Here is a 12519-nt window from a genome sequence, read left to right on the forward strand (position 1 = left end):
CGCGGGGTCGCCCGGTCCTGGCGGGCGTCCTCTCCCTTCTTGCGGGACTGGTGCTCTGGGCGACATTGGCGGTGGCGGCTCCGACCTTCCCCAGTCTTACGGGGCGGGTGGTGGACGACGCCAACATCCTGTCGCCTCAGACGAAGGCGGCGCTGACCACCAAGCTCGAGGCGCTCGAAGCCAAGACCTCCCGGCAACTGGTGATCGTCACCGTCCCGTCGCTGCAAGGTTACGAGATCGAGGACTATGGCTACCAGCTTGGCCGCAGCTGGGGCATTGGGGAAAAGGGCCGCGACACGGGCGCGCTCATGATCGTCGCGCCGAAGGAGCGCCGGGTCCGCATCGAGGTCGGTTACGGACTCGAAGGGGTGCTCACCGACGCGCTTTCGACTGTCATCCTGCAGGACCGGGTTCTGCCCAGGTTTCGGACCGGGGACTACGAAGGTGGTGTGGTCGGCGGCGCCGACGCGCTGATCGAGCAGCTGTCGCTGCCGGACGAGCAGGCCAAAGCCAGGGTCGCGGCCAGCGCCGAGCCGCAGAGGGCCTCGAACGGCTCGGTACCGACAGTGGTTCTGGTTCTTCTCGGCCTCTGGGTGTTGTTCGGGTTGTTCGGGACGATTACCGGCCGACCCGGCCATCGCATGGACCTTTGGCTGTTGCCGCTCCTTCTGCTGATGAGCGGTTCCGGCCACGGGCGTAGCGGCCGCGGCGGCGGGTTCCGAGGCGGCGGCGGTTCTTTCGGAGGCGGCGGCGCCTCAGGGGGTTGGTAGGATGTTGCTGAAGCCCGACGACCATGATCGCATCGAACGGGCCGTTGCGGCCGCCGAGGCGACGACCCGCGGCGAGATTGTCTGCGCAGTTACGGACGAGGCGGGGACCTATGCCGAAGTCCCTCTGGCCTGGGCGGCGACTGGAGCGCTGTTGCTCCCCCTGGTCGCCCTCGCCGTCGCCCGCGCCGCAGGACACTTCGACTATGCGCTCGGCGGTTGGTCGGCGGCTCACGTGGCGGCCATGCATGCCGCCGTGTTGACGGCCCTTACCGGTTACGCGCTGCTGCAATGCATGTTGTTCGCGAGCATCTTCGTGCTCGTGTCGCTTGCGCCTGTCCGTCGGGCGCTGACACCGCCCTCCTTGAAGAGAACCCGAGTTCGTGAACGCGCCTTGGAACAGTTCTTTGCCCGCGGGTTGGACAAGACCCGTGAGCACACCGGCGTGCTGATCTTCGTATCCCTGAAAGATCGGAGGGCTGAGGTGGTCGCCGATTCGGGGATCAACGCCAAGGTCGGCGCCGCAGCTTGGGACAAGGCGATCGAAGACCTCCTGGCAGGCGTGAAGGCGGGAGACCCCGGCAGTGGATTTGTGGCCGCCATCGCGCTTTGCGGCCGTCTCCTCGCCGAGCACTTTCCTGCGGGCTCGGAAAACCCGAATGAGCTGCCCAATGCCCTGATTGAGACGCCACCCACCTGATTTATGATTGCGGGCGCTTGACGCCGAACTGCCTGACCGGTGGCGCAAGAGGGCTCGAGAGTGACTGACAAGCTTCGCTTGGACATCCCGATTCTGCTGCCGGAAGTGCATGACGCCGCCGATGCCTGCGTGGCGCGTTTGATATCTCAGCTACGCGGACGCGAGGGCGTTGAGAAGGTTCACGTCGCCGCCGCTAGTGGCGGCGAGCCTGCTCAGCTTTGCGTTCATTATGATCCTGCGGTTCTGCCGCTGCCGCGCATTCGCGAACTGGTCACCGCTGCGGGCGCGAGGATCGCGGAGCGTTACGGCCACGCGGTGTGGCAGCTCGACATCCCACACGAGCGACGTGCGCGTACCATCGCCGGAAAGTTGCGCGCGCTGCCAGGCGTCCTTGAGGCAGAAGCCAGTGCCGCCGGAACCGTGCGCGTCGAATTCGACCGCTCGCTCACCTCGGAGGCATCACTCAGCAGAGAACTCGAGAGGATGCGCATCGCCGCCGCGGAGCCGAGCCGGCACGCCCATCAACCGGGGAAACATGGAGCCGGCGAGGCCGGGCACGACCATGAAACAGGCCCGCTCGGGCCAAACGCCGAACTGATCTTCGCGCTGACTTGCGGCGGGCTGCTCGCCTGCGGGTACGTCATAGAGCGGTTCCTCGCGGCGCCGGCCTGGCTGCCGTTTGGCTTCTATCTCGGCGCCTATATCTTCGGCGGCTTCTTCACGCTTCGCGAGGCGATCGACAATCTGCGGCTGAAGCGGTTCGAGATCGATACGCTTACGCTGGTCGCTGCGGCGGGCGCGGCCGCGCTCAGCAAGTGGACGGAAGGCGCGCTCCTGCTCTTCTTGTTCAGTCTTGGCCATGCTCTTGAGCATTACGCGATGGGCCGCGCCAAGCGCGCAATCGAGGCGCTGGCGGAACTGGCGCCGCGGACGGCGCTCGTTCGGCGCGGCGGCGACTTGCGGGAAGTGCCGGTGGAAGAGCTCGCCATCGGCGACGTCGTCATCGTCAAGCCGGACGCGCGGCTCCCCGCGGACGGCTTCGTGGTTGTGGGCGAGAGCAGTGTCAACCAGGCGCCGGTGACGGGCGAGAGCATCCCCGCCGACAAGCAGGCCGTCACCGACGCGGCGATAGCCCGGACGAACCCCGACGGGCTCGAAGCCACCCACCGCGTCTTCGCCGGCACGATCAACGGCAGCGGCGCCATCGAGATCGAGGTCACCCGCAAATCTACCGACAGCGCGCTCGCCAAGGTCGTGCGCATGGTCAGCGAGGCCGAGACGCAGAAATCGCCGACCCAGCGCTTCACCGAGAAGTTTGAGCGCCTCTTCGTGCCGGGGGTACTGTCGCTGGCGGGACTGCTGCTCTTCGCGTGGGTGGTCATCGACGAACCGTTCCGCGATAGCTTCTATCGGGCCATGGCGGTGTTGGTCGCCGCCAGCCCCTGCGCGCTCGCCATCGCGACCCCGAGCGCTGTGCTGTCTGGCGTGGCGCGCGCAGCCCGCGGCGGTGTCTTGGTGAAGGGCGGCGGGCCGCTCGAGAATCTCGGCTCGCTTTCGGCGATCGCATTCGACAAGACCGGGACGCTCACGGCCGGCAAGCCGCGCATCACCGACGTGGTGACCGCACCCGGCGTCGGGGAGAAGGAATTGCTGATGGTGGCGGTCGCCGTCGAGAGCTTGAGCGACCATCCGCTCGCCCGCGCCATCGCGCGAGACGGCCGCCAGCGCCTCGGCGAGGACCCGGTCCCTCACGCCAGCGATTTTGAAAGCCTGACCGGGCGTGGAGTCGCCGCGAATGTTAACGGTGACACGGTCCTGATCGGCAAGGCCGAGCTGTTTGGCGCCAGGGATATCCCGCCGTTATCCACGCCAATGCAGGACGCCATTGCTTCGCTGCGGGAGGGCGGCCGCACGACCATGGTCGTGCGGCAGGGCAGCCGCGACCTCGGTGCGATCGGGCTGATGGATACGCCGCGCGAAGGCGCCAAGGCGGCGCTGGCGCGGCTGCGAGCGCTTGGCATCCGTCGAATGATCATGATCTCCGGCGACCACCAGAAGGTCGCCGAGGCGATCGCGCGCCAGGTCGGCCTCAACGAGGCCTGGGGCGACCTGATGCCGGAGGACAAGGTCGAGGCGATCAAGAGGCTCCGCGCCGTGGCGAAGGTCGCGATGGTCGGCGATGGCGTCAACGACGCGCCGGCGATGGCCAACGCGACCGTCGGCATCGTCATGGGCGCCGCGGGATCAGACGTGGCGATGGAGACTGCCGACGTCGCCCTGATGGCCGACGATCTCGCCAACCTGCCATTCGCGGTCGGGCTGAGCCGCACGACCCGTTCGGTGATTCTGCAGAACGTATTCGTCAGCCTGGGCGTGGTGGCGCTGCTCGTGCCGGCGACGATCTTCGGTCTCGGCATCGGACCTGCCATCGCGGCCCACGAGGGTTCGACACTGCTGGTCGTGTTCAATGCGCTCAGGCTTCTCGCCTATCGCGACGACAGGTAGTGACGGCCAAGTCGTTCGGAGTTGCGCCTCGTAGTTTGAGCCAGGCGCCCCACTGAGGTCCCGGTAAGGAGATCTTTCCGAGGCAGGATACGATCTATCAAAGCCGACCCGGCGCTGCGATCGATTTTGAAGAGTAATAACGATATCATGAGCTTTTGCGACATCGTTGTCGATGCAAGCCGCTCGGAGCGGGATATATCGAACGCCTGAGCACGCTTGGGAGCCGGTCGCACATGTGCATGTTCGATCTGCTGTCCTTCGTTCCGTCGCTGACGGACGCGACCAGATCGGTGAGGGATGAGATCTACGACTTCAACGAACGGTTCATCTCGGATTCCCATGCGCGGCTGGTCGCCGGAGGCGAGAAGCTCGACGCCTCGAACCTCGGCCTGAGTAACAAGGACCGCCTCGACCTCACAGAGATCATGGCGGTCTCGGAGGCCTCGCTAGGCGCCAAGCGGATCGCAGAGCTTTTCCAACCGTCGTTCTTCAAGACCAACTTCTGGTTCATGTGGTGCACGACCTTCGCCTTCCAGCCCTGGCACAGCGCGGTCGAGCTGAAGCGCTACTTGCACCGCTTCATTCAGGAATTGCCGCGCATCCACACTCTCGGCGGGGTTCGGCGCACGCCCTACAACCAATATGACTCGATCGTCCGGCCATTGGTGGCGTGGCTCACGGAGCAGGGGGTCGTCTTCTCGACCGCCGCTAAGGTGACGGATCTCGACTTCCGCTATGGGCCCCGGGGCAAGCACGTCGAGCGGATCCGGTATCTGGAGGGCGGCCTCGCCGCGGCGCTGGAGATCGGACCCGACGATTTCGTCTTCGTCACGAACGGTTCGATGACTGGCGCCTCGAGCTTTGGGTCGATGACGACGCCGGCGAGGCTGGAGACCGACAAGGGCGGAGCCTGGGCGCTCTGGGAGACCTTGGCGGCGAAGAATGAGGATTTCGGGCGGCCCGCGGCCTTCGACGGCCACATCGACGAGGCGAAATGGCTATCGTTCACCGTCACCCTCACCGATCCGACCTTCTTCAACCTTATGGAGGTCTTCACCGGCAACGAAGCCGGGACGGGTGGGCTGGTCACGCTCACGGACTCCAGTTGGCTGATGTCCGTCGTCCTGGCGCACCAGCCCCATTTCATAGGCCAGCCCGATGATGTCCAGGTCTGCTGGGGCTACGGGCTGCTCGTGGATCAGGAAGGCGACTTCGTGAAGAAGAAGATGTCCGACTGTACAGGCGAGGAGTTGCTCGTCGAACTGCTTGGGCACCTGCGCCTCCGCGCCCACAAGGAGCAGATCCTGAAGTCGGCCAATTGCATTCCCTGCATGATGCCGCTGATCACCAGCCAATTCATGCCCCGCGTGGCCGGCGACCGTCCGCCGGTACGGCCTGTGGGGACCACGAATTTCGCCTTCATCGGTCAGTATTGCGAAATCCCCGACGACGTCGTCTTCACGGTCGAATATTCCGTCCGAGCCGCGCAGACCGCGGTCTATTCTCTGCTCGGCCTCAAGAAGGCGGTGTCGCCGCTCTACAAAGGGCAATACGACCCAGCCGTGCTGATCAAGGCGGCGAAGGCTTTCGTACGCTGACCTGGTTGAGTCGAGGGGCCGGAGTTGATGGAACGAGGTGACGGTTTGCCAGGCCGAGCCGCTGCCACCGGGAGCGCACACGCTTGGCGCGCAGGATTACTTGCCCGCTGCGACGGCCTGGACCTCGTCGCGAGCCTTGGCGCCAAACGGTCCGGAGCACTTGCAAGCTGAAGTCTACTCGGGGAAGCTGACCACGAGGCTTCAACGGGAATCATCTTGCTTGACCACGTCTTCTGCGCCGCGATGAACGAAAACAAAGGCTGACCACGAATGTGCTTTTCCGCGACGGCCAGCTTCACAGCGGCGGCGGTGCTCGCGCCAGCTGGCGTGGTCAGTCTGGGTCGCGCCTGGCGCGACGATCGGCGCTATCTCGCTCTGGCGGCGTTGCCCTTGCTGTTCTCCGTTCAGCAGTTCCTCGAAGGCTTGGTCTGGCGCGCCGGCGAGGCCGGCGACGCCGGCGCGGTGACCCGGTACTCGTTGGGATACATGTTCTTTTCCTGGCTGGCGTGGCCAGTCTGGGTGCCATTCGCGAGCTATTTCCTCGAGAGCCCCCGCCGGCACCGGCTTTACCTTCTCTTCGCGATCCTTGGCGGGTTTCTGGGCGGATTGCAGTATGTCCCGTACTTCGCCCACGAGGGCTGGCTGGTCACTCGCTTCTTGCCGCATGCGATCAGCTATGGGGGGACGGAGTTGCTGGGCCTCGTCATCGGTCGGGAGTTCACCTACGCGATCTATCTGCTGGTGGTAATCGCCCCTCTGCTGCTCAGCACCAGCAAGGACGCCAAGGTCTTCGGCGTGCTGGTCAGCATTGTCTTCGTCACGACATATCTATTCTTCACCTTCGCCTATATCTCGGTTTTCTGCTTCGGCGGCGCGATCATGTCGTTGTATCTCGTTTGGCGGCCTTTCTCCTCGTCTAGCGGACGCCCGGCGGGGCGCGGCGCCCACGAAGTTGTGAGCTGATTGCCGGCGAGGTTCCGTCCGGCGAGGACAGGCATTTCACTTCGAAGGCTCATCAAATCCTCAGATAGACGTGCAATCAGACCCCGGCGCCAAGAACAGCGGCGCCTCCGCTTCGCCCTGCGCTCTGCTCCGGCTCCCGCCGCGGCTTATTCAATGACTCAGCAGTAGCGGCCGATCGCCCTGCTCGAGGAGCGCCCTGGTGAAGCCACCGAATACCCACTCGCCCAATCGGGTGTGACCGTAGCCGCCCGCGACGATCAGATCTGCTGACCAGTCCTTGGCCATTTCCAAGAGGACCGCCGAGGCTGGTCTGTCTCCCCGGGGTCGCACGATCGTTTCCGACCTGACTCCGTGGAGGAGGAGCCCCTCGGCGACATCCTCCAGCCCGACCTGAGTAGTCTGGTCACAGCCCGCCTCGCAAACTCCCACGAGGATGACCCGCGCAGCGCGCTGAAGGAAAGGAAGTGAATCCGCCAGCGCCCGGCGAGCCTCCCGGGCATCCTTCCACGCAACGACGACGGTCGTTACATCAAGACGGCTTGCGGTCTGCGGCACGACGACAACAGGCCGTCCCGCCAGTACGACGAGGCGGCCGGGGGAGGGGATGGCTGACGCCGACGTCAGATGTTCGCGGTGTTGTGTCACAACGATCAGGTCCGCCGCGCGCGCCGCCACGGTCATGGCGAACTGTGAGAAATTGATCATGGAGCGCCATTGGACGCCCCCGTTGATCGCGATAGCGGCGGCGCGGAATTTGGATTCCGCCAGCTGCAATTCACGCTCCGCCGCCTCATACCTGGCCGCCATGAGCAAGCCGTCGTCATAGCCGTCGACGACAGTCGTGGTCTCCCACAGCTGTGCGCCGAAGCCGACCAGGCGCGCCTCAAACCGCCGCGCGAGGTCGATCCCGACGGCGAGGCAAGCGTCTGACGCTTCGTCGGCCTGAACGGGCACCATGATGGATTTGTAAGACATCGGAATTGTTCCAGTCGGCGAAGCTTTGCGCGCGGGGCCGCCAGGCTTCCTACCGAGATCTGGCCGAGAAGAAGTTGTAGAGCGAGCCGAACACCACCGCGATGTACCAGCCAGAGAGGAAGGCCCAGACCGTCCCAGCGAGGATCATCGCCGGGTTCGCCCAGTCGATGTCGGGATAGAGCGCCTTCAGGAAATGAAAGTCCTGGAGCCAGGGGATCAGGTCGGCGACGGTGCAGAAAAGGAAGCTGATCGCCAGGAAGATCGAAAGGCTGAGGCCCAGCGGAACGATCGCAATGGCCGGCGGAGACTTGGCGTGGGCGCGCCCACCTGGGACGCAATCAGCGGTCGACGACATGGAGGTTCTCCTTGGTGGTGGGGCTTGCGAGCGGCTTGCCGGCGCTCCGCGCGGCGCCGAGGCGCGGGATGAAGGCCGGTGTCGTGCGCATGTAGGCGGCATAGCTGTCGCCAAACGCCGCGAGCGAGTCCCGCTCTTCGGTCTTGGCCAGGCGCCAGTACATGAACACCAGGATCGGGAACATCGCCAACGTCAGCAGGGTCGGCCACTGCAGCAGGAAGCCGATCATCACCAGCACGAAGGCGACATATTGCGGGTGGCGAATCCTGGCGTACGGGCCGGACGTCGCGAGCTTGCTTTCCTTCTGCGCCCGATAGAGCGGAGGCCAGGACGCTGAGAGCAGCCAGAAGCCGCCGCCGATGAAGACGTCGCTCAGGATGTGGAACGGGCCGAAGTGCGGATTGCCGCGCCAGCCCACCATTTCCTCCAGCAAGTGACCCGCATCGTGGGTCAGCCAATTGACGCCCGGGAAGCGGCTCTGCAGCCAGGGCAGCAGAAGGTAAATGGTCAGGGGGAAGCCGTACATCTCGGTGAACAGCGCCACCAGGAAGGCGCTGAAGGCGCCGAACGAGCGCCAATCGCGGGCGCTCTGCGGTTTGAAGAAAGTAAATGCGAAGAAGATGAACAACGCTGAGTTCAGGATAACGACGGTCCAGAGGCCGTAGGCTTGTGATGTGTCGTGCATCGGATTTCCCCACGGTAGTTCTGAAGCGTTCAGGGGGTGGCGCTCGTCGATCGGGCGGCCTCCATCCCGCTATTGACGCCCCGATCGCCCGAGCATTACGCGCCCTGGCCGCGGCGAGGCCATCGTCTCAGACGATCCGTGGGATCTGCGGCTCCCGGACGTCACAGCCGCCGGTAGGCGCGAACCGTAAGATTTCGGCGCCACGGACGTCTGATGGCTGGGGTCGCCCGTTCTCGACCTCGCCGGCGCGGCGAGCCGGTTCGAGAAGACCGAGACGGAGGTGAGATGGCCGCTGGACCATTCTGGGCCCACACGCCCGCGGACGCTGCGGCCGGCCTCGGATGCGACGTCTCGGGTCTGAATTCGTCCGACGCCGCCGCTCGGCTCGCCAAGTACGGCCGCAACGCCGACGCCGAGGCTCGGGAAAGCGGGCTGATCGTGTCCGTGGGCCGCCGACTGCTCGAGCCCTTGTGTTTGATCCTGATCGCCGCGGCGGCGGTTTCGGCCGCGACGGGGGATGTGCCGAGCGCGCTGATCATCCTGGTCATTCTTGGGGCCTCGGTTGCCCTGGACACGGTGCAGGAAGGCCGCGCCAAACAGGCGGCGGCCATGTTGCGTCAGTCGGTGGCCGTCAAGGCCGAGGTCAAGCGCGACGGCGCGTTCACATCCGTCGACGCTGAGACCGTGGTCCCGGGCGACGTGTTTCGAGTAGGCGTCGGCGACATCATACCCGCCGACGCTCTGGTGCTGGAGGCCAGCGCCTTCACCGCCAACGAGGCGGCGCTCACCGGCGAACCCTATGGCGCCGCCAAAAGGCCGGGAGAGGTGAACACCGAGGCGGCGGCGGAGGCCAGCAACGCCCTCTTCCGTGGATCCGTGGCTCAGACCGGCGAGGCGGTGGCGCTGGCCATCGGCACCGGCGCCAACACACTGTTGGGAAAGGCGGCGCTGTCCCTGAACGCGGCTGCGGAGACATCACCCTTTCAGCATGACCTGCGGCAGCTGGGCTTTTTGGTGGCGCGGGCGACGGGGGTCCTGGCGGTTGGCGTCCTGGCCGCCAACGTCGCCTTCGGTCGGCCGCTGATCCAGTCGCTGATGTTCTCGGTCGCCCTGGCGGTGGGGCTGACGCCCGAGCTGCTGCCGATGATCACGACTGTGACCCTCTCGCGCGGCGCCGTGCGCATGGCGCGCAAGAAGGTGATCGTCAAACGGCTGGCAGCGATCCACGATCTCGGCGCGATGACAGTGCTATGCACCGACAAGACCGGCACGCTCACCTCCGCGCAGATCGAGCTGGCCGGCTCCCTGGCGCCGGATGGCAAGGCCGACGACCGTCCCGCCGTACTCGCCGCGATCTGCGCGAGCCTCGGCGGCGACAAGGGGTCGCTGGACGACGCCTTGGCCGAGGCCAATCCCGACGCGGCAGAAGGCTGGACCCGACGCGGACGACTGCCGTTCGACTATCAACGGCGCATGGGCGCGGTGTTGGCGGAGGGGCCGGACGGTCTGTCACTCATCGTTAAAGGCGCTCCCGAGGCCGTATTGGCGGCTTGTACTACCGCGAAAGGCGCGACGTTCGACGGCGCGGCGCGCGAGGCCGCCTTGCAGCGCGTCCGCACCCTCGCGGCCGAGGGTTTGCGGTCGGTGGCGGTGGCCGCGCGGCCCTGGCCGGGCGAGACGCGCGATCCCGTCGTGGACGACGAGACGGGCCTCGAGTTCGTGGGGCTGTGCACCTTCGCCGACCCGCCGAAAGCTAGCGCGCCGGCGGCGGTGGCGCGGCTGGCGGCAGCCGGGATCAGGGTCGTGGTGCTCTCGGGAGACGATCCGCTCGTGGTCGAACGCCTGGCCAGGATCGTCGGCCTGCGTGGCCAGCGTGTAATCGGCGGCGCGGAGCTGAATAAGCTCAGTGTCGACGCCCTGCGCGTTCGGGTGCGCGACACCGACGTTTTCGGCCGTCTGGCCCCGGACCAGAAGGTACAGATCGTCCACGCCCTACGCGCGGCGGGCGAGGTGGTGGGCTTCCTAGGCGACGGGGTGAACGACGCGCCGGGGCTGAAGGCGGCGGACGTCGGCTTGTCGGTGGACGGCGCCGCGGGCGTGGCGCGGGCGGCGGCCGACATGATCCTGCTGGACTCCGACCTGGCCGTTGTCGCCGACGGGGTGGAGGAAGGCCGCCGGACCTTCGCCAACATCCTCAAATACGTGCGCATGGGGGCCAGTTCGAACTTCGGCAACATGCTGTCGATGGCGGCCGCCTCGCTGTTCCTGCCGTTCCTGCCGATGCTCGCGACCCAGATCCTGCTCAACAATCTGCTTTATGATCTGTCGGAGATCGGCATTCCGTTCGACACCGTACGAGCCGAGGACATTGCTGGGCCGCAGCATTGGCGGCCCAAGGATATCATGCGGTTCGCCGCAGTGATGGGGCCGCTCTCATCGATCTTCGACCTGGCCACTTTCGCCGTGTTGTTCCTAGCGTTTCGAACCGGGCCGGAGGTGTTCCGCACCGGCTGGTTCCTAGAATCCATCGCCACGCAGACCCTGGTGGTGTTCCTCATCCGCACCCGCGGCCGCCCCTCGCGGGACACGCCCAATCCAGTTTTGATAACCTCGACCCTTGGGGCCCTGGCCCTGGCTTTGATGATCCCCTTTTCACCCTTCGGGGCCTGGTTTGGATTCCGGACGCCACCCCTGATCGTGACGCTCGCGTTGGTGGGGATTGTGGTGGCCTACTTGGCTTGCGCCGAGCTGTTGAAACCGCTGGCGATCAACGGCGCCACAGTCACGTTCGGCGCGCGCGCGTCGAACAAGGGCCGCCGCGCGCCGGCTTATTGAGCGGCGCGAGGTTTCCCAGGCCTTCCTCGGGCCGCCGTTGCCAGCGTTTGTTTCGCGATCATCCGCTCTTCGTCGGTCGGGATGACCCAGGCGGCGAGCCGCCCGCCAACCGAGTCGATGCGCCCCTGACCGCCGCGCTGGTTGGCTGCGTCATCCAAAGACAATCCGAGCCATGACAGGCGCTCGGCGATCAGGGCGCGGATCGCGGGGCTGTTCTCGCCGATGCCTGCGGTGAAGACGATCCCATCGATCCCGCCAAGCGAGGCAGCGAGGGCGCCGACATTCCGAGCGACGCGGAAGACGAACAGGTCGACCGCTTCCCGCGCATTGGCCGCGCTGCTCGATAGCAGTTCGCGCATGTCCCCGCTGATCCCGGAGACGCCCAACAATCCCGAGCGGCGGTAGAGTAGATCCTGAACCTCAGCGATGGTCAGGCCCTGATGGTTCTGAAGATAGATCACCACGCCCGGATCGAGTTCACCGCAGCGGGTGTTCATCACCAGCCCATCCAGCGGCGAAAATCCCATGGTGGTGTCGATGCTCCGCCCGTTGATCATGGCGCATAGGCTTGCGCCCGAGCCCAGGTGCGCCACGATCACTCGACCTGCGGCCATGGCGGGGTCGAGCATCCTCAGACGTTCGGCGATGTGTTCGTAGGACAGGCCGTGAAAGCCGTATCGCCGCACGCCCGCGTCATGGAACCCGCGCGGCAGGCCAAATCGCGTGGCGACGGCGGGCAGGGTCCGATGGAAGGCGGTGTCGAAGCAGGCGGCCTGGGGAAGATCCGGCCTGGCTGTGGTGACGGCGCGGATCGTCGCCAAGCTCTGGGGTTGGTGGAGCGGCGCCAGCGGACTGAGCTCGTCCAGCATGGCCAGAACCGGCTCGTCGACCAGTGTTGGTTCCTGAAAGGACGCACCGCCGTGGACCACGCGGTGGCCAACGGCCACCAATCGGCCAGACGGGTGCAAAGCTTGCGCCCACGCCAGCAGCTCGGCCACCGCCGCGGCGTCTGCCATGGGCCCGTGGATGTCGACCTTGGTCCGGCCGACTTCGGTCGGCTCTTCGCCGCCGGCCTCGAATAGGGCGCACTTGAGATTGGACGAGCCCGCGTTCAGGGCCAACACCAGCTCGACCAT

The 12519-nt window shown here is 66.0% G+C and carries 10 protein-coding genes; 6 read left to right on the forward strand and 4 right to left on the reverse strand.

The window, feature by feature from the left end:
- Positions 1 to 110: 110 nt before the first annotated feature.
- The 5 genes from MQH10_RS00680 (at position 111) to MQH10_RS00700 (ending at position 6533) form a co-directional block, all read left to right on the forward strand.
- Positions 111 to 770 (forward strand): TPM domain-containing protein, encoded by a 660-nt coding sequence (locus tag MQH10_RS00680; RefSeq protein WP_336605018.1) that lies wholly within the window; start codon positions 111 to 113, stop codon positions 768 to 770.
- Between the two features lies 1 nt (position 771).
- Positions 772 to 1467 (forward strand): TPM domain-containing protein, encoded by a 696-nt coding sequence (locus tag MQH10_RS00685; protein ID WP_242562149.1) that lies wholly within the window; start codon positions 772 to 774, stop codon positions 1465 to 1467.
- Between the two features lie 60 nt (positions 1468 to 1527).
- The gene (locus tag MQH10_RS00690; RefSeq protein ID WP_242562150.1) at positions 1528 to 3972 is read left to right on the forward strand and encodes a heavy metal translocating P-type ATPase; all 2445 of its coding nucleotides are present in this window, start codon (positions 1528 to 1530) and stop codon (positions 3970 to 3972) included.
- 155 nt (positions 3973 to 4127) lie between these two features.
- On the forward strand, positions 4128 to 5570 hold the full coding sequence (locus tag MQH10_RS00695; RefSeq protein WP_272886625.1) for an oleate hydratase: 1443 nt from the start codon (positions 4128 to 4130) through the stop codon (positions 5568 to 5570).
- Between the two features lie 270 nt (positions 5571 to 5840).
- Entirely contained in the window at positions 5841 to 6533 is a 693-nt protein-coding gene (locus MQH10_RS00700) for a DUF6629 family protein (protein ID WP_242562152.1), read from the forward strand.
- Positions 6534 to 6683: 150 nt separating this feature from the next.
- Here MQH10_RS00700 and MQH10_RS00705 read toward each other — a convergent pair whose 3' ends face one another.
- The 3 genes from MQH10_RS00705 to MQH10_RS00715 are packed head-to-tail and all read right to left on the reverse strand — an operon-like array spanning position 6684 to position 8548.
- The gene (locus tag MQH10_RS00705) at positions 6684 to 7508 is read right to left on the reverse strand and encodes a universal stress protein (protein ID WP_242562153.1); all 825 of its coding nucleotides are present in this window, start codon (positions 7506 to 7508) and stop codon (positions 6684 to 6686) included.
- A 49-nt stretch (positions 7509 to 7557) separates the two neighbouring features.
- Complete coding sequence (locus MQH10_RS00710; RefSeq protein ID WP_242562154.1) at positions 7558 to 7863, reverse strand: hypothetical protein; 306 nt, start codon at positions 7861 to 7863, stop codon at positions 7558 to 7560.
- Positions 7847 to 8548 carry a methyltransferase family protein gene (locus MQH10_RS00715; protein WP_242562155.1) on the reverse strand — a complete coding sequence of 234 codons (702 nt, stop codon included), beginning with the start codon at positions 8546 to 8548 and terminating at the stop codon, positions 7847 to 7849. The genes MQH10_RS00710 and MQH10_RS00715 overlap by 17 nt, the downstream gene beginning before the upstream one ends.
- A 285-nt stretch (positions 8549 to 8833) precedes the next feature.
- Here MQH10_RS00715 and mgtA point away from each other — a divergent pair, with 285 nt between their 5' ends.
- Positions 8834 to 11383 carry a magnesium-translocating P-type ATPase gene (gene mgtA, locus MQH10_RS00720; RefSeq protein ID WP_242562156.1) on the forward strand — a complete coding sequence of 850 codons (2550 nt, stop codon included), beginning with the start codon at positions 8834 to 8836 and terminating at the stop codon, positions 11381 to 11383.
- On the opposite strand, the gene MQH10_RS00725 is transcribed toward mgtA, so the two are convergent.
- Complete coding sequence (locus tag MQH10_RS00725; protein WP_242562157.1) at positions 11377 to 12519, reverse strand: acetate/propionate family kinase; 1143 nt, start codon at positions 12517 to 12519, stop codon at positions 11377 to 11379. The two genes, mgtA and MQH10_RS00725, sit on opposite strands and share 7 nt — an antisense overlap.

It is taken from the genome of Phenylobacterium aquaticum (assembly GCF_022695515.1).
GTDB classification, from domain to species: Bacteria; Pseudomonadota; Alphaproteobacteria; order Caulobacterales; family Caulobacteraceae; genus Phenylobacterium; species Phenylobacterium aquaticum.